Genomic DNA, 21,339 nt, shown 5'->3' on the forward strand with positions numbered 1-21,339 from the left:
TAGAGGAATTACAAACGTTTTTGTACGTTTATTTTGGCGTTAAGAAGCTACCTCCCCCGCACACGCAGGAGAGGTAGCGGGCGTTTAGAACCCTAAGCTGTCGAGCAAATCGTCAACCTGGTCCTGGCTTGCCACTACGCCGGCGGCGGTAGCATCAAGCTGCGGGCCGTTCAGCAAGCCTTCGTTCACGCGCTTAGCGCGAGCGTCCGGCTCCGGCATATTTTCCAGCAGCACCATCAACAGCTGGCGTTCAATCTCCTGGATAACGTCCATCATGCGCTTGATAACCTGACCGGTAAGGTCCTGGAAATCCTGCGCCATCATGATTTCCAGCAGCTGGGCGTTGGTGAAGCTGGTGTGCTCCGGCACGCCAGACAGGTAGCTGCGGGTATCGGTCACCAGTTCACGGGCGTCTTTCAGCTCGATTGGATTTTCAAACCATGCATCCCAGCGGCCGCTCAGCGCTTTGGCTTCGCTTTCCAGCTGATTCTGATGAGGCTGGGACAGCTCCACGCAGTTCAGGGCGCGTTCCGCGGCCTGGGCGGTCATCTGCACTACATAGTCCAGGCGATCACGGGCGTCAGGAATAGCTTCAGCCGCTTCGGCAATCGCCTGGTCGAGCCCCAGTTCACGCAGGCTGTCGCGCAGCATGCGGGTCAGGCTGCCGATACGTGCGATAATATCGGTCGGTGAATGCTCGTGTATCTCTGTTGCCGGGTTTGTTGATGAGTGCATTTGCGCCTCCTTACATGCCGAGCTTTTCGAAAATTTTGCCCAGTTTCTCTTCCAGCGTCGCCGCGGTGAATGGCTTCACCACGTAGCCGCTCGCCCCGGCCTGTGCTGCCGCGATGATGTTTTCTTTTTTGGCTTCCGCCGTCACCATCAGCACCGGCATGGCTGACATCGCACCATCGGCACGAATGGTTTTCAGCAGTTCCAGACCGTCCATGTTCGGCATGTTCCAGTCAGAAATCACAAAACCAAATCCGCCTGCCTGCAGTTTGTTCAGCGCGTCTACGCCGTCTTCAGCCTCTTCAACGTTATTAAAACCCAGCTCTTTAAGCAGGTTACGCACGATGCGGCGCATGGTTGAAAAGTCGTCTACGACCAGAAACTTAAGTTCTTTGTCCGCCATAAAATCCGGGCTCCTTCAGTTAAATACGTATTGCCTGTCCGGCACTAATTTTCGCCAGCATCTGCTGGCTTACCTGGCTTAAATCGACCACTTCGCTGACGCCACCGGAATTGATGGCCTCACGCGGCATGCCGAACACCACACAACTTGCTTCGTTTTGGGCGATGGTCCACGCCCCTGCCTGGTGCATCGCCAGCATCCCGGCGGCACCGTCATTACCCATTCCGGTGAGGATCACGCCCACGGCGTTTCGCCCCGCGTGTTTCGCCACCGAATGGAACAGCACATCCACGGCCGGGCGATGCCGGTTCACGGGTGGGCCGTCATGTAATTTGATTTGATAGTTCGCGCCGCTACGCGCCAGCTCCATGTGCTTATCGCCCGGAGCGATATAAGCATGGCCCGGCAGCACGCGTTCGCCGTCTTCCGCCTCTTTCACACTTATCTGACAGAGCTTATTCAGGCGCTCGGCAAACGACCGGGTAAAACCAGGCGGCATATGCTGGGTTATCAGCAGCGCCGGGCTGGAAAGCGGCAGCGGCTGCAGCACGTGACGAATCGCCTCGGTGCCTCCGGTTGAGGCGCCAATGGCAATCAATTTCTCAGAGCTCAGCAGCGGCCCGGCCTTCAGGGTCGCAGGCACGGCGGTCGGTGCATGAGCGGCAATCTTAGCCCTGGCGGCAGTACGCACCTTCTCGGCAATCATTTCGCTGTAGGCCAGCATCCCTTCGCGGATGCCAAGCTGCGGCTTGGTCACGAAGTCGATCGCGCCCAGCTCCAGCGCCCGCAACGTAACCTCAGACCCTTTTCCGGTGAGGGAAGAGACCATCACCACCGGCATAGGCCGCAGGCGCATCAGCTTTTCCAGGAAGTCGAGGCCGTCCATACGCGGCATTTCGACGTCCAGCGTTAACACATCCGGATTAAACTTTTTAATCAGATCGCGCGCCACCAGCGGGTCCGGGGCGGTAGCAACCATTTCCATATCGCTATGACTGTTGATAATTTCCGTCATTATCTGCCGCATCAGCGCAGAGTCATCGACCGATAAGACACGTATTTTCGTCATGTTCTTTCCTTACTCAGGCCATAGACCGTCTGGCCACGCAGCCAGAAGTCGCGGCTGAGGTTACTGAAGTTCTCCGAATGCCCGGCAAACAGCAATCCACCGGGCTTCAGCAGCGGAACAAAGCGCTGCAAAATGGCCTGCTGTGTTGGTTTATCGAAATAAATCATCACATTGCGACAAAAAATGGCGTCAAAAGGCCCCGGCACCGGCGCCTGCTTGTCCAGCAGGTTGATCGGCGCAAAATCAATATGACTCGACAGCTCACTGCGCACGCGAACCAGGCCGTCATGCGGGCCCGTGCCGCGCATGAAATAGCGCTGCATCTGCATCGGTGACAGCGTTTTCAGCTCTTCCTGGCGGTAAACGCCGCTCTGCGCCTTCTCCAGCACCTGAGTGTCTATGTCGCTGGCAAAAACCTTCCAGCGCCCCGCGCCGCCGCCCAGCACATCGGCAAGCGTAATGGCGATGGAATACGGCTCTTCGCCGGTCGAAGCCGCTGCGCTCCAGACTTTATAATCTCCGCCGCGCTTGCGGGCGTGTTCCGCAAGGATCGGGAAGTGGTGCCCTTCGCGGAAAAATGCCGTCAGGTTAGTGGTCAGCGAGTTAATAAAGGCCTGCCATTCGGCGGTACTGGAGTTGGCCTCCAGCATGCCCAAATAACGGCCAAAATCATCCAGTCCCAGCAGCCGCAGGCGGCGAACCAGACGGTTATAAACCATGTCCCGTTTATGGTCTGCCAGCACGATTCCCGCGCGCTGGTAAATCAACTGACATATCCGACGAAAATGCGCGTCGGAGAGCGGCAGACGCTGTGTCATCTGTAGCATTAATGACTGTTGCCCCGTGGGCGTTGGTGATGTCATAGCGCCTTCTTCATTCCATTCAAGATGTTACCCATTCTCCGGAAGCGACAAACTCACTGGCGGAGGGCTGAGGTTCGGCGCCGCTCAGGTTAAATACGGCCACCACGCCGGAGAGATATTCGGCCTGGCCCGCCAGCGCATCGGTGGCGCTCGCCGCCTCTTCAACCAGCGCGGCGTTTTGCTGTGTCACCTGATCCATCTGGCTTACCGCCTGGGCGACCTGTTCGATGCCACGACGCTGTTCATCAGACGCCGAGGCTATTTCACCCATAATGTCGTTCACCTGCGTCACCGAACGGACTATCTCGGCCATCGTGGTCGCCGCCGTATCTACCAGCTTTGACCCCTGCTGTACGCGGTTAACGGACTCTTCAATTAATACTTTGATCTCTTTTGCCGCCTGAGCGCTGCGGCTGGCAAGATTGCGAACCTCACCCGCCACCACGGCGAAACCACGGCCCTGCTCACCGGCGCGCGCCGCTTCTACCGCCGCGTTCAGCGCCAGGATGTTAGTCTGGAATGCAATGCCGTCGATAACGCTGGTGATGTCGCTGATTTTCTGCGAGCTGCCGGCGATGTCGCGCATGGTGCTGGCCACGTTAGCCGCCTGCTGCCCACCCTGCTTCGCGGTATCGGCCGCGCTGCGGGAAAGTTGAGCCGCCTGGCGCGCATTATCCGCATTCTGCCCCACGGTTGCCGTAAGCTGCTCCATGCTGGCGGCAGTCTCGGCCAGCGAAGCCGCCTGCTGCTCGGTACGAGCAGACAAATCGTTATTGCCTGCGGCAATCTCACCAATGCCGGTATGCATCGCGCTGGTGCCGCTTCGAACCTGGCTTACCGTCTCTTTTAACGCGGCCTGCATGTTTTTCAGGCTGGCGAAAATCTCCGAGATCTCATTGCGCCCAAAGACCGAAATCGGCCTCGCCAGATCGCCAGCGGCGATGTTGTCAAAATGGCTACGCACAATCGCCAGCGGCTGAACAATCATTTTTCGCGACCAGGCCAGAGAACCGAGCAAAAGCACCACGGCGACAATCGTCACCACGGTAAAAATCACCGCAGAGAGATGGTAATTTTTCTGGCTGTCGCCGCTGGCGGTCGACACTATCTGGTTAATGCTCTGCTGCCAGGCGTTGAAATTCGCATCAAAAACGTCCTGCGATTTCTGTACCGGGGCGCTCATAAAATCAGAAAGCTGGTTGTTCTCAAGCCACGTAGCCTGATGCTGGAGATCGTCGCGGAACGCCGCATAGCTCGCTTTCGTCGACGCCATCAATTTCTCGACATCGCCGCCCGTCTGCGGAACTTCGAGGAACTGGTTAAACAGCATATCCGCCTGCTTCAGGCTGCTGCGGGCGTTAGCCATCAGGCGCTTAATATCGTCCGGCGGATAGCTCAGCGCCGTCAGGGTACCCGCCCGGTTTAAGGCGTTGCTGGCCTGCAGTAAAGCGGCACGACTCTGCGTTAACGCATCGCGCTGCTGATTGCTCACCTCGACTCTCTTGAAGTTCTGAAAATCGTCACGAAAAGCCCAGAAAGACAAACCATTACTGCCAATCTGCAGCACGCCGCAGACAATCAAAATCAGGAAAAGAGTGGTCGAGATCCGGATACGGTTTAACATCAAAGCTTTCCTCTGCTGGCCATTTGGCCGCGGTTCATCCGATCAGAAAGTTTCCCAGTTATCGTTATCACCGGCCCTGGCCGGAGTACGCGGGGTGTGAACCACAGAGCTTTGCGCCACCGGCGCGGCCGCTGTAGTTTTTTTACTGCCCGCATTCCCTTGCAAACGGAACGTCGCAACCGACTGAGTCAGGCGGCTGGCCTGCTCCTCCAGCGCGGCGGCCGCGGCAGCAGACTCTTCCACCAGGGAGGCGTTCTGCTGCGTAACTCTGTCCATTTCAGAAACGGCAAGGGCGACCTGGTCGATACCTTTGCTTTGCTCATCTGACGCCGAGGCGATTTCTCCCATGATGTCCGTGACTCGCGTAACGGCGTTCACGATATCGCTCATAGTTTCCCCGGCGCTTTCGACCAGCACGGAGCCGGTGTCCACGCGTGAAACGGAATCTTCAATCAGTGACTTAATCTCTTTCGCAGCCTGCGCGCTGCGGCTGGCTAAGTTACGAACCTCACCGGCCACCACCGCAAAACCACGCCCCTGCTCACCCGCGCGAGCGGCCTCTACCGCCGCGTTCAGCGCCAGGATATTGGTCTGGAAAGCGATGCCGTCGATGACGCTGATAATGTCGGCGATTTTTTTCGAGGAGCCGGCAATGTCGTGCATGGTTTTCACCACGCCGTCCACGACCTTGCCGCCGCGCTGCGCGGTTTCAGAGGCATTCAGCGCAAGCTGGGAGGCCTGCCGCGCGTTCTCGGCGTTCTGCTTAACGGTGGCGGTCAGTTGCTCCATGCTGGCGGCGGTTTCTTCCAGAGAAGCCGCCTGCTGCTCGGTACGGGAGGAGAGATCGTTGTTACCTGCGGCGATTTCGGTGGTCCCGCTGTAGATAGCGTCAGAGCCTTCGCGCACGCTACTAACCGTGGCGATCAGTTCCTGCTGCATGTGCTGCACGCTGGAGGCGAGCTGGGTCAGCTCGTTTTTTCCTTCAACGTTAATTTTTTCCGTCAGGTTACCGGCGGCAATTTCGCGAATATGGCCAATCACCACGTTCAGCGGTTTGAGCAGGACCCGGCGCATACCGAGCCAGACCAGCAGAATGACCGCCGCCAGCGCCAGGGCTAAAATACCAAGCTGCCAGATGGCGAAGGTATAACCGGCACGGCTGTCTACGTAGGAGGCTTCGTACATGCGGTCGTTCAGCGCCAGATAGCCGTCGTAGGCTTTTTCGAGCGCGTTTTGCATGCCCTGAGTTGACTGGCCAAAGTAGGCGTCCATATTGCCGCTTTCCAGGTAACCAATCAGCTCAGCCAGCGCCTGGTGATAGGCCTGGTAGTCACCGTCGATGTCTTTCACCACGGCGTTCATTTCTGGGGAGATCGGAGCGACCTGTTTAAAGCTGTTGTAGTGCTGCCCGGCGCTGGCGAGGGACTTCTTCGCATTGTTCAGCAGGTCGGTCTTCGCGGCGCTCTGGCTGTTCGCCGGGTCCATCATCATGCGTGCGGCAGAGCGGCTCAGGTTGATACGCGTGTGCAGCATCAGGATCCAGGCCTGGTTTAACTCTGCCTGCTGAACCCGTAATTCTCGAGAAACCTTGAAGTTGTCATTATTGCTTTTTAAAGAATTAAAGAACATTCCACCGGAAATGATTTGCAGCAGCGCGAACACCACCAGCACCATCATTAGCATGGTGACAACGCGAATACGCTTTAACATAGGACGCCCTTTTAACGACTTGTTCCCGAAGTTATCGGCACAGGGCGCGGGAACTTTACGTTAAGTCACAGGGAAATTAACCGGTTGCGCTACAGCAACCGGCTATGGGCAAGACGTGGCGACGATCAATAAGTTACGGTGATGGTTACCGTGTCAGCGTAATCATCGGGGGTGTAGTTAGTGCTGGGAATGGTGACGTAGACCGGGTACGCCTGTGCGACGCCGGTTCCCGTGCTGGAACGGTAGTTTGATGCCGTATTCCCCCACACCGCCCCGGATGCTCCGGTAGCTTGCCGGAGCTGATAAGGCACCTGATCGGTATTCGTTCCGGTGCCTTTTAACGCCCCTGTTCCCCCGGTGTTGTTATTCGAAGGAGTAAGGCCCACGGTGTAAAGGGTGCCGTTAGTGCAGGCAATGCCTATGGTGTTATTCGAGGCCAGATTGGTTTGCATGGCCGACACCGGCCCGAAGCTCACGTTGTTGGCATAGCTGACGTTGCACTGCTTGCTGACGGTTGCGATGACATTAAAAGGAAAGTTTGTTGCGACGCCCGTGCCGCAGCCAGCGGGTGGCGCCAGCAGGCCGGTATTCATCGTTACCGTTGTCATACCGCTGGTGTAAATATCCTGATAACCGCCCGGCGCGGCGGAGGTTTGCGGCACCGACATTTGCGCGTAGACCGTCAGGCTGCCGGTGACGGGCGTCAGGTTGAGTAAATTTAACTGTATCATCGGATAGGTGGTCCCCGACTGGAACTGACTTCCCCATGCGCCTCCGCTGACTGTCCCCTGATAAAGCTCATAGCTCAGCGTGCTGGCAGGCGGCCCGGCAAAAGACATTTTGTGGTTCCCTACCCCGGCCCCGTCAATATTAAAACAAAGCGTCACCCCGGCCAGCAGATCGCCCAGTTGCTTGGAACAGCTGTAATCGAAGGTCATCGACGTATTGGGCGTACCTGTCGCCAGCGGGTTGACGGTACCAAAGTTAACCGTTTGAACGTTGCTCACCGAGCAAACCACCGCCTGGCTAATTCCGGGGGACAGCAAGAGCACCGCCAGCAGCAGCAATTGTTTTAATCTCACGCGGATAACTCCTGTATCAAAAGGCCACAGACTTGCTAGCGGCACACAATCGGGCCGATATTCGGCACGCTTTTCTGGTTCTCGGGGTAGTCAAATTCGGCGATACAAATGCCGTTTTCCGTGGTCACTCTTAGCTCGTTGTGACTTTCAAGCGCGTCAAAGTAGGCCAGGCCATCAAACCCGACCACGGTGTCTTGCCCAATGCCCGCCATCAGCCTGACGGGGCTGCCTTCCGCAATAGCATTTCCTTTAGCATCCACCAGGCTCACCTGCGCAGCGCGTACCGGCTTAATGTCAAAATTCACCAGAGTCCCGGAGCGGTCTGCCGGCGTGGCGTTCATGCTCACGTTACGGATCCGCATATTGGCCGGGAGGTTCATCGGGTCAATGCTGATGAGGTTGTTTTGGTAGCTGTTCAGCGGCGTAACCAGCAGCTGACCGTTGCCGTCGCTGTTGCCGACCAGATTATGCTGCAGCTTCACCGGCACGTTCGGAATGCCGTCCGTCGACACCACCGCAAAACCGTTATTGATCTCGCGTGCGGCAAACACGCCGCCGCCCATCATCACCAGCGAGCCGGTAGCGCCCGCATAACCATAGTTATTATCAGGAATGCTGCGGAAGCCGCTATATACGCGGCCGTAGCGCCCCAGATAGCCCACTTCGCCCTGCCCGCTTTGCTGAGAACTCTGCTGGCTGGCGGCCACGTTCCAGCCCACCCCGCCTTCAGACGGCGGGGTCTTGCTGGCGTTGAGCTGGTACCCCATCTTGTCGCCCGTGCGCTGAACCGTTGCGCCTGCGGTAAGGTTGTTCTGGGTACTGACGGTCACCATCAGGTAAACGCTGCGGTCGCGGCTGTCGTCGATGTTCTGGTTAAAGCTGGCGCTGAGGGAGACGTTTTCGGAAATGGATTTAAACCAGCTGGCGTTGGCATAGCGAATTGCGCTTTGGTCCGGGTAGCGAAACTGCAGATAGCTCATACTGAGGTTCCCGCCAACGCCAAAGTTATACCCCACCACCGCGCTGCCGCTGAACGCGGGCGGCGCGGAACCATAACGAGTGGCAACGTCGCGATAATCTCCGGAGGTGGCCGTGGCGCTGGAGCTAAAGTTGAAACGCCCCCCGGACCAGCGGTAGCCCAGGCCGTATAAATAGCCATTCTCCCCGGAGTCCGAGCTGGCGGCGAGCGCCGTTGAAATTGTTCCGGCCTGGCTGGCGGGGATCCAGTCGCTGCTTATCCCGCCGTTCACCAGGCTGTCGCTGGTTTCGAAATGACCTCCGGCGGTCAGGCTGTTGCTGAAGCCACGCCGCCATGTGCCGCTGATCGCCGGCTCGCTGGCGTAGTCAAAAGAGCTGTAGCCGTAGTTTTTTCTGACCACACCCAGTTCGAGGGACCAGTCGGTCAGCCCCTCCCTCAACAAAAGCTGATCGTTATAAAAAGAAAAGTTCTGCACGCTGGTTCTGCCCAGCGCATCGGTCATCATTACCTGAGCATTCCCTGCCCCGGTGATGTTTGGCAGCGTATTCAACTGGAAGCTGCCCGCCGGCACTTCACCGTTATAATATTTCACCCCATTGACATATAGCTCAACGCTCGACGGCAGCGTTGCCGAGCCAAGAAAAGCCGGCAGCGGCGTCGTGGGCATATTGGGATTAAGGCCAAAATCGGTACCGATTTTTACCCCGGCGATACGTGTCTGACGGGACCAGGAAAGCGAACTGGTTAGCGTGTCACCGAGGGTGACCGCCAGCATTTTGTCGGGAAACGAAGAGCGCCAGCTGGTATCAAGCCGGCTAAAGGACTCGTTATCATTTTGCTCGGTGGAATAGCGCGTAAGCTGGGTCGAACTGAATACGCCTGCAGCGCCAAACGCGCGGAACTCACTGAATGAATTGAAGTTACTTTCTTTCCCGCTGTCCGCATAGAGATCGTAGTTCAGCAATGCGCCGACGGCATTTGAGGCCGTCGGAGAGGACACATCCGTCTGGTTTAGCTGGGTTGTTTTCAGATCTAACAGGCTCAGCGGCGCGTTCAGCGCCAAAGTTTGCTGCTGAACGTTATAGTCAACCGTGACCTGCGAAATATCATTGAGGTAAAAAGGCGGGCGCGCTTTTTCCGGCAGGCGAAATCCCAACTGACGCAGGGCCATTGCGTCGCCGTATAATTTGCCGTTAGCGTAGCCAAGATGAACCAGACCCACGGGATTACCATTCACCGTCGTGTCGAGATATAAATCAACGCCTACAGGCTGAGCTGTGTCATTTTTGACCGCATTCTGAGGTAAGTCATTATTAGTATCTTGTGCTGCCGTTATGCCTGAGAAAAATAAACCATTAAGCAATATAATTTTTACCAAAGAATATGGCCAGTCATAGATCTTGTTCTGTTTTTTGACCATTGATAGCGACTTCAACTTTTCCACTATGGTAAGCATCACCGGCAGATGAAGATATTATCCACCGCATAGTTGAACCTGGAAGAACATAACCTAGCAGACCTGAAGTAATCGTTTTTCGCGCACCATTAGGTGAAATAAACGTCATGGCCGAAAGCTGAGCGTGGCTGTTTCCCTGATTGCTCACTTCGATAAACGTTTTGCCCTCGACATTAATTAATGCCCATTTTAGCTTCGCCGAGTTTTCCCCCTGCCCAACGGGCTGTAAAAACACCGGAACGGAATAGCGCATCACAAACTGAATTTTATTCCGCTGCAGTTTGGCCGGCGGAAGCTCATCGATAAACAAGCGGTACGCCTGTTCCACCTGGTTGGTGGCAGGCCCGGTACGGATAACCCTGATCAGCTGACGCTCTCCCGCCGGCAGCGTCACGATTGGCGGGCTGATAACCAGCCCCTGAGACGTTGACAGCTTGTCGGCATAGCCGCTTTGCTGCCAGTTGAAAACCCGCACCTGCGCGTTGAGCGGCGCGTCACCTTCATTACTCAGCCAGATCCCATCTGCATTTTGTGCCGCCCTTAACGTCAGGTTAACCGGTGATATTTGCAGGCCACCGGCTAACGCATGCCCCCCCGCCGCCAGCGCCAGCCACAGGCACGCACAGGCGGAGCGTCCACCTAATTTCAATTTCATCCGCTGTCCTGAAATCAGTAGTTAACGTTGACGGTAACCGTATCCGCATAGCTGTCTGGCGTGAAGTTCGCGCTCGCCGCCGTCGCATAGACGGTATAAGTCTGCGCGGCGCCCGACCCGGTACCCGCCACGCCGTTACCGACCACGGTGGTGGTCGCGGTGTTCCCCCAAACCGGCCCGGTCGCCGAGGTTTGGTTCAGCTGGTAGGGCACTTTATCGGTGTTGGTCGCGGAGTTAGCGACTGACGACATGGCCCCGGACCCGGTGGTGGTTCCCCCGTTCGCTGCGGAAGGTGCAAGGCCGATAAAATAAGGCGTTGTCTTTGAACAGTTAACGGTAAAGGTATTGCTTTGCGAAGTGTTTACTGCACTGGCGTTAACCGTCCCCAGGTTAATATTCGAGCCGCTGCCGGCGGTCACCGCGCAGGACTTTTGAATAGTAATGAGGACCTGAAATGTGCCGTTTGCCACCGCCGCATTAGCCGATGGAATAACCGCAAACGCAGTACAAGAGAGAATTAAGCGTGCTGCAGTGGCTGAATTCATATCCTTAACCTTATTCAAATGACTCAATCATGCTTCGTGAATACGCAACGAAGCGGTACGGGATGATTTAACGTTAGATTTTTCTCTTTCCCTGTTTTTCTCTTTAACTGTTTTCCACTTTAATAGTGACAGCCGACACCATAACTCACCGTTAATATAATTCGCCCTGAAATCTCATTCGCTGCCTGTAAAATACCGTGGGCAATATCGCACCCCATAATTCCGGAGTTCCCTCCCCACCTGTTTGTACATTTTACGACCAGGCAATTTACAACCGGGCAATGCGGCTTCCCTGGCGACATGGGCAGGCGAACTGGTAAGAAAAAAATCAGTACGTTACGTCATCACTTAGTTGAAATTTAGTTTAGAGACCCGGAAATAACCAACCGCGCGGCAAAATTCAGCAAAACGGCGGATTGACGAGTTATTTACTATTAAAACAGTGAGTTAACCCTTCCCTCTCATATCTTGATGCAAACTGAAAAGAATATATCCGTCAGTTTGTGATATTCATCACAAATAATGATTAAGCACTGCTTAATTAACAATTTACAGAATTTATAAAAAAGAGTTGTATATCGACGCCGTTTGATTCAATTTATGCTCCGCATATTTACTGCCCGGCAATAATAATTATATAGGGGTCAGTAAGTTACAAAAAAACACACATTAACTACAGTCAACTACGGGATACTAAGTCAGTGGCAAGTTCAAACAAACTCACGCTATTCATCATTTTGTTCATGATAGCGGGGATCTTCACCGGTGCGGCCATCCACGAATACGCCGCCGCAGACGTTATCAAAGGCTACGCCGACAACATCACGCTGTTTACCGACATCTTCCTGCGACTGATCAAGATGGTGATTGCACCGCTGGTCTTCAGCACCCTGACGGTCGGTATCATGAAGCTCGGCGAAACCTCCACCATTGGCCGCGTGGGCGGTAAGGCGATGGTCTGGTTCGTCTCCTCTTCCGTGCTTTCTATTCTGGTCGGGCTGTTTATCGTTACCCTGGCGCATCCAGGCGCGGGCATGAATCTGGAAGTGCCGACGGAAGCCGTACAAACCGGCCTTGCCGTAAGCGGTATGACGCTGAAAGCCTTTATTTCTCACACCATTCCAACCAGCATTGCTGGCGCGATGTCGGACAACGAGATCCTGCAGATTGTGGTGTTCTCGATGTTCTTCGGCATTGCCGGAGCCTCTTTGGGTGAGAAATTTAACGCACCGCTGGTGAGCGCGCTGGATGTGGTTTCTCATATCATGCTGAAAGTCACCGGCTACGTTATGTACGTTGCGCCGTTGGCCATCTTCGCCGCCATCTCTTCGGTAATTGCCACCCAGGGCCTGGGCATTCTGCTGAACTACGCGTCGTTTATCGGCGGCTACTATGTGGCTATCGTACTGACCTGCGTGGTGCTGATTAGCGTGGGTTATATGGTGCTGAAGCGCGACGTCTTCCGCCTGTTGGCGATGCTTAAAGATCCGGTGCTGGTCGCTTTCACCACCAGCAGCTCTGAGGCCGCTTATCCAAAGACTCTGGATCAGCTGACCCGCTTTGGCTGCTCGCGTAACATCGCGTCGTTCGTGCTGCCTATCGGCTACTCCTTTAACCTGGTCGGCTCGATGGTTTACTGCTCCTTCGCGTCGATGTTTATTGCCCAGGCTTATAACATTCACCTCTCCTTCTCCGAGATTGCCGTGCTGATGCTGACGCTGATGCTGGCGTCAAAAGGGATTGCCGGGGTACCGCGCTCCGCGCTGGTTGTGCTGGCGGCGACCATCCCAAGCTTCAATATCCCGGTGGCCGGGATCCTGCTGCTGATGGGTATTGACCACTTCCTGGATATGGGCCGTTCGGCCATTAACGTGCTGGGCAACGGCGTGGCTACCGCGATGCTGTCCAAAAACGAAGGTATGCTGGAAGAAACCGGCAGCGTGCCGGGGGCAGAAGTTAAGGCATAAAAAAAGGGGCTACCTGCCGGTAGCCCCCATTTTCTAATCGATTCGATTAAGCAACCGCAGAATCCAGCAGCTCCATCTCTTCGCTGTTCAGCAGCTTCTCGATGTTCACCAGAATCAGCATACGTTCGCCCAGCGCGCCCAGGCCGGTCAGGTATTCGGTAGACAGCGTCACGGCAAACTCCGGGGCAGGACGAATCTGGTCGGCGGTCAGCGACAGTACGTCGGATACGCCGTCAACCACGATCCCCACCACGCGCTTCTCAAGATTCAGCACGATAACCACGGTATTGTCGTTATATTCCACGCCGTCCTGCTCGAACTTCAGGCGCAGGTCGATGATCGGCACAATCACACCGCGCAGGTTGGTCACGCCTTTGATAAAAGCAGGCGTATTCGCGATACGCGTTACCTGGTCGTAACCGCGGATCTCCTGCACCTTCAGGATATCAATGCCGTACTCTTCATCGCCGAGGGTAAACACCAGGAACTCCTGGCCTACGTTTTCCCCGGTCAGTTTTGTCACATTCGTTAGTGCAGTCATTTGCGTACCTATTTTCTTATGCAGTTAATCAGGCGACGGTAAGCGCCAGACGTTGTTCACGGTTTAGCCCCTGCAGCGCAGAAACATCGACGATCAGCGCCACGCTGCCGTCACCCAGAATGGTGGCAGCAGAAATTCCCGGTACCTTGCGGTAGTTGCTTTCGAGGTTCTTCACTACAACCTGATGCTGACCAATCAGCTGATCGACCAGCAGCGCGTAGCGACGTCCGGCGCTTTGCAGGATAACGACAATGCCCTGCGTGGCTTCGGTTTTCGCGCCCTGAACGTCAAAGACTTTCCACAGTTCGACCAGCGGCAAGTATTCGCCACGCACTTCCAGCACGCGCTCGCCGCCCGCCAGCGGGTGCAGATCTTCTTCCTGCGGCTGGAGTGATTCCATCACCGCGTTCAGCGGCAGGATAAACACTTCATTGCTGACCTTCACCGACATGCCGTCGAGGATGGCAAGCGTCAGCGGCAGCAAAATACGGATGGTGGTCCCGGTACCGGCTTTCGACTGAATTTCAACGTGGCCGCCCATCTCCTGGATGTTACGTTTCACCACGTCCATGCCGACACCACGGCCGGAAACGTCGGTGACCTGTTCGGCGGTGGAGAAGCCCGGCGCGAAAATAAGCATGCCAACTTCGTCGTCGGTCATGCTCTCGCTGACCGGCATTCCCTGGGACATCGCCTTCGCCAGGATGCGTTCACGGTTAAGCCCCGCGCCGTCGTCGGTCACTTCGATACAGATATTGCCGCCCTGATGTTCAGCGGACAGGATAAGGTTGCCGACTTCGGACTTCCCGGCAGCCCGGCGCTTTTCAGGCGACTCGATACCGTGGTCAAGACTGTTACGCACCAGGTGCGTTAACGGGTCGATAATACGCTCGATCAGGCTCTTATCCAGCTCGGTGGAACTGCCCATCAGCGTCAGCTCAACCTGTTTGTTCAGCTTGCCTGCCAGGTCACGCACCAGGCGCGGGAAGCGGCTGAAGACGTATTCCATCGGCATCATACGAATCGACATCACCGATTCCTGCAGATCGCGTGCGTTACGCTGCAGCTGCCCCATGCTGGTTATCAAATCACCGTGATTAACCGGGTCAAGTTCGTTAGAACGCTGGGCCAGCATCGACTGGGTGATGACCAGCTCGCCGACCAGGTTGATCAGTTGGTCAACTTTCTCAACCGCAACACGAATACTGGTTGATTCCGACGCACGAGCGGCAGGTTTATCACGCTCAACGCGTCCGGTGGCCGGGGTTAACGGCTCAGGCAAGCCGGCTTTTTGCACGGCGACGGCCGTTTGCGCAGGCGCTTCCGGCACCGCCACGGAAGTCGTTTCCGCGGCCGCTGGCGCGCTGGCTGCCGCCACCGGCACAAAGCTGATTTGTTCTGGCTCAATCACGAAGCAAAGTACGGCGGTAATGTCGTCTTCGCTGACGCTGGTTTCAAGCGTGGCGGTAATAGAAGACGCATCTTTGACCACATCGCTCAGGGTACCAAGATTACCCAGCTCTTCGAGCATCAGGTCACGCTCGGTCTCTTTCAGTCCGTCAATCACCACTCGCAGCCTGCCGCCGTTATCGGTAGCCGTAGCAGCCTGCTGCTCCGTTTCTACCACGGAGAGTTTGGCCGGCGCCGAAGGGACTTCGCCCTTGGCTTCCAGGGCCAGCTGGCGCAGCGCTTTGCAGATGTAGTCGAAGCTGGCAGCATCCGGCTCTTCAGAGTTTTTATAAGCGTCCAACTGTTCCTGCATAATATCCTTGGTTTCCAAAAACAGGTTGATGATATCGGTGTTGAGCTGCATCTCACCGCGCCGCGCTTCGTCGAGCAGGTTCTCCATCAGGTGCGTCGTTTCCTGCAGGATGGAGAAGCCAAACGTTCCGGCCCCGCCCTTAATGGAGTGGGCAGCACGGAAAATAGCGTTCAACTGTTCAGAATCAGGCGCCTCGGGCACCAGATCCAAAAGATGCTGCTCCATATCCGCCAACAGTTCGTCGGCTTCGTCAAAAAATGTCTGATAAAAATCGCTAATATCCATGCTCACGCTATCACCTCATGCCTGGTTGTGGCGCAACTGTGTTATTCGCCGGAGCCGCCGTTGGGACCTGCTGCAGAACCCCGATCGGCTGGTTATCGCTCTCTGAGTTCTCATGCATGATGGCGTCTTCGGTCTGTTTATTAAGCACCAGCAAACTGATGCGACGGTTAATGGCGTCACCGCCTCCGCGTTTGGAGAGGCTCATCTGTGAGGACATCCCGATGACGCGCAGCACTTTGCCGTCGTCGAGACCGCCCGCCACCAGCTCACGACGGGAAGCGTTCGCGCGGTCGGCGGAAAGCTCCCAGTTGCTGTAACCGCGTTCGCCGTTGGCATAAGGCAAATCATCGGTATGGCCGGACAGACTGATTTTGTTAGGAATACCGTTCAGCACTGGAGCGATTTTGCGCAAAATATCGCGCATGTAAGGCTCCACTTCCGCGCTGCCGTTTTTAAACATCGGGCGGTTCTGGCTGTCGATAATCTGAATACGCAGACCTTCCTGCACCAGGTCAATCTGCAGGTGTGGCCGCAGCGCGCGCAGTTTCGGGTCGGACTCAATTAGCTGGTCCAAATCCCCTTTGATACGCTTCAGGCGGTTAGCCTCCATGCGCTTGCGCAGCTCTTCAATGTTGGGCTGTTTTTTCACTTCACCCTGCTGTTGAGTGACGTCATCACCCCCGCCGGGGATCGGGCTTTCACTGTCGGCAATACGTTGGCCGCCGGTGATAGCCTGGGCCAGTGGAGTGCGGAAATAGTCAGCAATTTGCGCCAGCTCTTTCGGGCTGGAAATGGAAATCAGCCACATCACGAGGAAGAAGGCCATCATCGCGGTCATAAAGTCCGCGTAGGCAATTTTCCACGAGCCGTGAGCCGCCCCGCCGTGTCCCTTGTGCTTGCGGCGCTTTACGACAACGATGGGATGGGCCTGATTTTTCATACTTCTTCTTCCGTCGCGCGCTGCGCGTTCGGTGAACGTACCGCCCTGACGTGCTCTTCCAGCTCAATGAACGACGGACGCTCGCTGGAGTACAGCGTTTTACGACCAAATTCCACCGCGATCGGCGGCGCATAACCATTGAGGCTGGACAATAAAGTCACCTTCACGCACTGCATCATTTTGGTGGTTTCAGCGCTTTTCTGACGCAATACCGTGGCTAATGGGGAAATAAATCCGTAGGCCAGTAAAATACCGAGAAAAGTTCCCACCATAGCGTGAGCAATTAATGCCCCTAACTCCGCGGCAGGACGGTCAGCGGAGGCCAGCGCGTGCACAACCCCCATTACCGCAGCAACGATACCGAAGGCGGGTAATGAATCCCCCATTAACGCCAGGCTGTTTGCAGGTATTTCCGATTCGCTTTCATGGGTCTCGATTTCTTCATCCATCAGCGCTTCAATTTCGAAAGTATTCATATTTCCGCTGATGATCAAACGCAAATAATCGACAATAAAATCAAGCATCATGGCGTCCGCTAAAATACGCGGATAGCTGGCAAAAATTTCGCTTTCTTTAGGGTTTTCGATGTCTCTTTCAAGTGAAAACATCCCCTGCTGACGCGACTTAGCCATCAGACGATAAAGCAATGCCATCAAGTCCATATACATGCTTTTGGTATATTTTGAACGTCTGAAGAGCAGCGGCAGCGCTTTTAAGGTGCCCTTAATCGCTTTACCGTTATTCCCTACAATGAACGCCCCAATACCCGCCCCACCAATGATGATAAATTCAGCAGGTTGATAAAGTGCGCCAAGGTGGCCGCCGGTTAACATGTAACCGCCGAACACTGTCCCTAAAACAACCAGGTAACCTATTAAAATCAGCACGAGATCATCCTTACGCCGTTGAGTGTAGCGAGGATGCCCAGGGGGGCAGATGCAGCGTCATGTTTGGGCATAAAAAAAGCAGCGGCAATCACTTACCGCTGCTGGAATACGCAAACACAGAATCTGTTAAACAGCCTGTTCCACCTGGTCATCCAGCAGTTGTGGAATAATATCGGCAGTATTCTGGGAAAGTTTACGTCTTTTTACCGCCCTTGATGGCGGCTGGCACAGACTGCAGGCAAAGCTGCCGACCGGCTGGTGTGCGTGGGTGATAAAATTACCCCCACAGCAGTTACATTGGCTTAACTGGAGCATTCCGCTCTCGACAAAACGCACCAGTGTCCACGCGCGAGTCAGCGCCAGAAGCGGGCCGTCGGCCTGGGAAGGACATTGTTCAAGGTAAAGTCGATAGGCTTTAATGACCGCATCAACGCCGGTGCAAAGCCCACTGCGAAGTAAAAACTGCCAGGCATTACAGAACATGGAAGCGTGAATGTTTTGCTCCCAGGTCATAAACCAATCAGTAGAGAAAGGCAGCATCCCTTTTGGAGGAGGACTTCCACGGAGTTCTTTGTAGAGTTTGATCAGGCGACCACGGCTCAGCTGCGTTTCGCTTTCCAGCATTTGCAGTCGGGCACCGAGGGTTATCAGCTCCATAGCGAGCTGAATGTCGCGAGCTTCCTGGACAATACTTTTCTCGCTCATTTGTTATGCCCTTTTTTTCTTAGGTGCCTCGGCAGGCGTCGACACCTCATTCAATAAACGGGTAGATAACAAAATACCGGTATGAATTTGCTGTAAATCATCCACACGGGAGTCTTGTGTTAAGCGAGTAATCGCCTGACTTTCGTTAAAGCGGAACTGACAAACTAATTGGTTAGTTTCTGCCAATTTTACCATTTGGGGCAACGTGAGTTCCCCTAGAGTATTTGCCATATCCTCAGCGATGCCTAAACGAAACATTGCTGATGCTTTGTCCTGACTAATAAGACGCTGTGCAAGCAATAAATACGATAAATTAATGTCGTAAATATGTTTTAGCAACTCGGAAGTATGCATTTTTTCCATCCCGAATAACCAACTATTATTGTATGCGGCCTAGCCTAAATATTTCGGATGACAGTAACGTGTCAACGTCAGGAAATTCTCCAGAAACTTACAGCTGTAAGAAACCGAAGCGAGCCTTCGCGCCATTACCGTTTTCTGAACTATTAGGGGGTTGTTACCGCACCCCGCGATGTCGCCGGGTCGCCCCGGGTAAATTAAAACAATCGTTACGGCCAAAATGCACGGATAAATCTTACGCTCTGACTAGGCTCCTCCGCCTACCGCGGTAGAAGCTACTTCCCTGACAAAGCCCGAACGCCTGTTGTCGTTCATCATTTTATTACAAAAAACTAAGATTTTTCCTAATTCGGGCAAACTCTACTCGCAGCCCCTGGCACATACAATGCAGCCATCGGCGATTTTGGAATTTATGTGACGCAGATCACATAAATACATCATCCTTCGAAGTGAAAAGCATCAGAATCGCTTTTCATTTGCTTAATTTTTAATCTGATTGAGAATTTTACCGATAACATCAGACGAATAGTGACACTGAAACATCACAACTCCATGAGTTACCATTGCTTTTTATCCGATACCGGCGGTCAGGAATGCTTAGGCGATCACACTTTACGAAAGCAGTTAGGAGTAACCTGCTGTTATTCAGAGACTTAAGCTAAATTATAGCGGCATTTTAACCGAGCGTTATGATTTCAAAAGCGCCAGTTACTGAAAGTTATCACTCGATCCAGGTTCGCAAATTAATCCGTTCGCCTTATGGCAAATTTTTACAAATCGTCTACGAAATAATGTTGCAAATTCGTTTCATAAGAATAACTAAACAATTTCTATGAGTGGCTTCACATTTCGTATGGCGACAAGCGTTGCGCCTGGACAACAAGTGGTGTAAGAAAATGTTAACAATTCACACAATATGTGGAGGGTCCGTATGAGCTATCGTCATGTGCTGGTTGCCGTGGCCATCACGCCTGAGAGCCATCATCTGGTGCAAAAGGCCGTCTCTATCGTCAAACCCGTCAACGGAAAAATTACTCTCGTCACGCTAGCCTCCGATCCCGAACTGTATAACCAGCTTGCCGCCCCGATGCTGGAAAACCTGCGCGATCTGATGCTGGAAGAAACCCACCTTTTTCTCGATGAGCTGAAAGAGAAAGCGCAATATCCTATTGAAAAGGTAATTATTTCCACAGGGGAACTAAGCGAACACATCCTGGATATCTGTGAAAAGCAGGATGTGGACCTGGTGCTTTGCGGCAATCATAATCAGAGTTTCTTCGGTAAGATCACCTGCTCAGCCAAGGCTGTCGTGGCCTCAAGCCAGGTTGATGTGCTGCTGGTCCCTCTTTAGAACGACCTCAACAGGAAGCGGAACCTGCTCCGCCTTTCCGCCCTCTGCTAAACTACTTTCCGGGTTATTCCATAGCGACTAATTATGCCAGTTTCGGAAAACTCGATTTTTTATCCTGACTTTTCTTTCCTCGCCAATAAGAACAAAAATGTTCAAATAAGCGGCACAAATTTAGAATCCTGCCCGCGTGAATGATAACCCGCTTCCCTCAGCAAATTGCCCTCTGCTTCTCAGCCGGAGCAACGCCAGCACGCCAGGGCCTCAAAATCATCACGTCAAGCCATAAGGATTTGCGATATGCACAAAAAAACAACTCATTAGCCGCGCCCGCAAATCCAGGCCCTGGGATCTCCTCTGATTTGCTCTCTTTTTATACTTTCGATCTTTTATTGCGCAATCCCAGTCCCTCCTCAGCGTCGATTAATTTTCATCTTGCCTGGGATTTTTTTGTTTGGTGCACGGATTTTAGAATCATGAAAATATGCAGCAGGAGGCACAAAGATGATCTCATCCCGTTTAAGTGAAAAATAGTAAAATTAACCAAGAGGCAAAAAATGATTAACACACAAACGCCGAACAGGCACGCCTAACATGCTCTTAACATAAAATGAGAGCGAAACCACAAAAACAAAGTTCAAATATATTCTATATCAAATACAGTGAGTTACACCTAGCCCAGAAAATGAACATCTCGGTGCACTATTATCATGAAAAAAATTAAAGAAATGATAAATAGACTTGCTTAGGACTTTTCTCGAACTTGATAGCAGCGTATGGTTATTTAATACTCCATAAAATTGTCCACGGAAATAAGGATATTAATATGCCCGCTGCCAGCATGATCCAAAAACTTAATGCGCAAATTAATCGTGAATTTTATGCCTCCCATTTGTGTCTGCACCTGAGCGCCTGGTGCACGAAGAACAGCCTGACCGGCAGCGCGAATTTTCTACGCAGCCAGGCTCAAAACAACGTTACGCACATGATGCGGGTATTTAATTTTATGAAGCACTCTGGCGGCATGCCGAGCGTAGGCGCGATGCCTCCACCTGAGTGCCACTGCCTGACGCTTGAAGAGCTGTTTCAGCAAACGCTGGATGATTACCACCTGCGCCACGAAACGCTGGCTACCCTAAAAGAAGAGGCCAAAGCGGCCAATGCCCGTAAGGTCATGAGCTTTCTGATGGCATTAAGCGAAGAACAGGATCGGGACGGTGAACGGCTGCAGACAATTCTGGAAGAAGTGCGCAATGCTAAAAAAGCGGGCCTGTGCATGAGCCAGACCGACCGACATCTGCTGAATTTTGTCGAACACGAGTCTCACTGAGAGCCTCCTCTTTAGATAAAAAAAGCACCAGCAATCCGCCGGTGCTTTTTTATTATCTTGTGGACGCTTAGCCTTCCGGCGTCCAGGAGAAGGAAA

The 21,339-nt window shown here is 53.9% G+C and carries 19 protein-coding genes; 3 read left to right on the forward strand and 16 right to left on the reverse strand.

The annotated features are described in order from the left end of the window. Positions 1-84: 84 nt before the first annotated feature. From cheZ to ACE38U_RS01410, 10 genes are all read right to left on the reverse strand, one after another. Entirely contained in the window at positions 85-735 is a 651-nt protein-coding gene (gene cheZ, locus ACE38U_RS01365; protein WP_039294603.1) for a protein phosphatase CheZ, read from the reverse strand. A gap of 10 nt (positions 736-745) precedes the next feature. Further along, positions 746-1,135, reverse strand: coding sequence for a chemotaxis response regulator CheY (gene cheY / locus ACE38U_RS01370; RefSeq protein WP_008453900.1), 390 nt, complete (start codon positions 1,133-1,135; stop codon positions 746-748). A gap of 19 nt (positions 1,136-1,154) precedes the next feature. Beyond that, positions 1,155-2,204: a protein-glutamate methylesterase/protein-glutamine glutaminase gene (locus ACE38U_RS01375; protein WP_038481767.1), complete on the reverse strand. Its 1,050-nt coding sequence runs from the start codon at positions 2,202-2,204 to the stop codon at positions 1,155-1,157. Continuing rightward, positions 2,201-3,067, reverse strand: coding sequence for a protein-glutamate O-methyltransferase CheR (gene cheR / locus ACE38U_RS01380; protein WP_038481764.1), 867 nt, complete (start codon positions 3,065-3,067; stop codon positions 2,201-2,203). Before cheR ends, ACE38U_RS01375 begins: the two co-directional genes overlap by 4 nt. A 19-nt stretch (positions 3,068-3,086) precedes the next feature. Further along, complete coding sequence (locus ACE38U_RS01385) at positions 3,087-4,691, reverse strand: methyl-accepting chemotaxis protein (RefSeq protein WP_375529013.1); 1,605 nt, start codon at positions 4,689-4,691, stop codon at positions 3,087-3,089. A 42-nt stretch (positions 4,692-4,733) separates the two neighbouring features. Then, positions 4,734-6,401, reverse strand: coding sequence for a methyl-accepting chemotaxis protein II (tar, locus tag ACE38U_RS01390; protein WP_375529014.1), 1,668 nt, complete (start codon positions 6,399-6,401; stop codon positions 4,734-4,736). A 125-nt stretch (positions 6,402-6,526) separates the two neighbouring features. Next, complete coding sequence (locus ACE38U_RS01395) at positions 6,527-7,483, reverse strand: Csu type fimbrial protein (protein ID WP_375529015.1); 957 nt, start codon at positions 7,481-7,483, stop codon at positions 6,527-6,529. 35 nt (positions 7,484-7,518) lie between these two features. After that, the gene (locus ACE38U_RS01400) at positions 7,519-9,798 is read right to left on the reverse strand and encodes a fimbria/pilus outer membrane usher protein (RefSeq protein ID WP_375529129.1); all 2,280 of its coding nucleotides are present in this window, start codon (positions 9,796-9,798) and stop codon (positions 7,519-7,521) included. Positions 9,799-9,853: 55 nt separating this feature from the next. Beyond that, entirely contained in the window at positions 9,854-10,573 is a 720-nt protein-coding gene (locus tag ACE38U_RS01405; RefSeq protein WP_375529016.1) for a fimbrial biogenesis chaperone, read from the reverse strand. A 14-nt stretch (positions 10,574-10,587) separates the two neighbouring features. Beyond that, complete coding sequence (locus tag ACE38U_RS01410) at positions 10,588-11,118, reverse strand: Csu type fimbrial protein (RefSeq protein WP_038481749.1); 531 nt, start codon at positions 11,116-11,118, stop codon at positions 10,588-10,590. A 701-nt stretch (positions 11,119-11,819) separates the two neighbouring features. Between ACE38U_RS01410 and ACE38U_RS01415 the strand changes: the two genes are divergently transcribed. Then, positions 11,820-13,085: a dicarboxylate/amino acid:cation symporter gene (locus ACE38U_RS01415; protein WP_375529017.1), complete on the forward strand. Its 1,266-nt coding sequence runs from the start codon at positions 11,820-11,822 to the stop codon at positions 13,083-13,085. 46 nt (positions 13,086-13,131) lie between these two features. Here ACE38U_RS01415 and cheW read toward each other — a convergent pair whose 3' ends face one another. The 6 genes from cheW to flhD form a co-directional block, all read right to left on the reverse strand. Next, positions 13,132-13,626: a chemotaxis protein CheW gene (cheW, locus tag ACE38U_RS01420; RefSeq protein ID WP_016536985.1), complete on the reverse strand. Its 495-nt coding sequence runs from the start codon at positions 13,624-13,626 to the stop codon at positions 13,132-13,134. Positions 13,627-13,654: 28 nt separating this feature from the next. Then, positions 13,655-15,673, reverse strand: a complete 2,019-nt coding sequence (gene cheA, locus ACE38U_RS01425) for a chemotaxis protein CheA (protein ID WP_038481743.1) — start codon at positions 15,671-15,673, stop codon at positions 13,655-13,657. Between the two features lie 10 nt (positions 15,674-15,683). After that, the gene (gene motB / locus ACE38U_RS01430; RefSeq protein ID WP_038481740.1) at positions 15,684-16,613 is read right to left on the reverse strand and encodes a flagellar motor protein MotB; all 930 of its coding nucleotides are present in this window, start codon (positions 16,611-16,613) and stop codon (positions 15,684-15,686) included. Next, entirely contained in the window at positions 16,610-17,500 is an 891-nt protein-coding gene (gene motA / locus ACE38U_RS01435; protein ID WP_176981750.1) for a flagellar motor stator protein MotA, read from the reverse strand. The genes motB and motA overlap by 4 nt, the downstream gene beginning before the upstream one ends. Before the next feature lie 126 nt (positions 17,501-17,626). After that, positions 17,627-18,205, reverse strand: coding sequence for a flagellar transcriptional regulator FlhC (flhC, locus tag ACE38U_RS01440; RefSeq protein ID WP_038481735.1), 579 nt, complete (start codon positions 18,203-18,205; stop codon positions 17,627-17,629). Between the two features lie 3 nt (positions 18,206-18,208). After that, positions 18,209-18,559: a flagellar transcriptional regulator FlhD gene (gene flhD / locus ACE38U_RS01445; protein ID WP_038481732.1), complete on the reverse strand. Its 351-nt coding sequence runs from the start codon at positions 18,557-18,559 to the stop codon at positions 18,209-18,211. A gap of 937 nt (positions 18,560-19,496) precedes the next feature. Here flhD and uspC point away from each other — a divergent pair. After that, positions 19,497-19,916, forward strand: a complete 420-nt coding sequence (uspC, locus tag ACE38U_RS01450) for a universal stress protein UspC (protein WP_038481729.1) — start codon at positions 19,497-19,499, stop codon at positions 19,914-19,916. Positions 19,917-20,739: 823 nt separating this feature from the next. Next, on the forward strand, positions 20,740-21,243 hold the full coding sequence (locus ACE38U_RS01455; protein WP_375529018.1) for a non-heme ferritin-like protein: 504 nt from the start codon (positions 20,740-20,742) through the stop codon (positions 21,241-21,243). Positions 21,244-21,339 lie beyond the last annotated feature (96 nt).

This window comes from Cedecea selenatireducens (assembly GCF_042138895.1).
Lineage (GTDB): Bacteria > Pseudomonadota > Gammaproteobacteria > Enterobacterales > Enterobacteriaceae > Cedecea > Cedecea selenatireducens.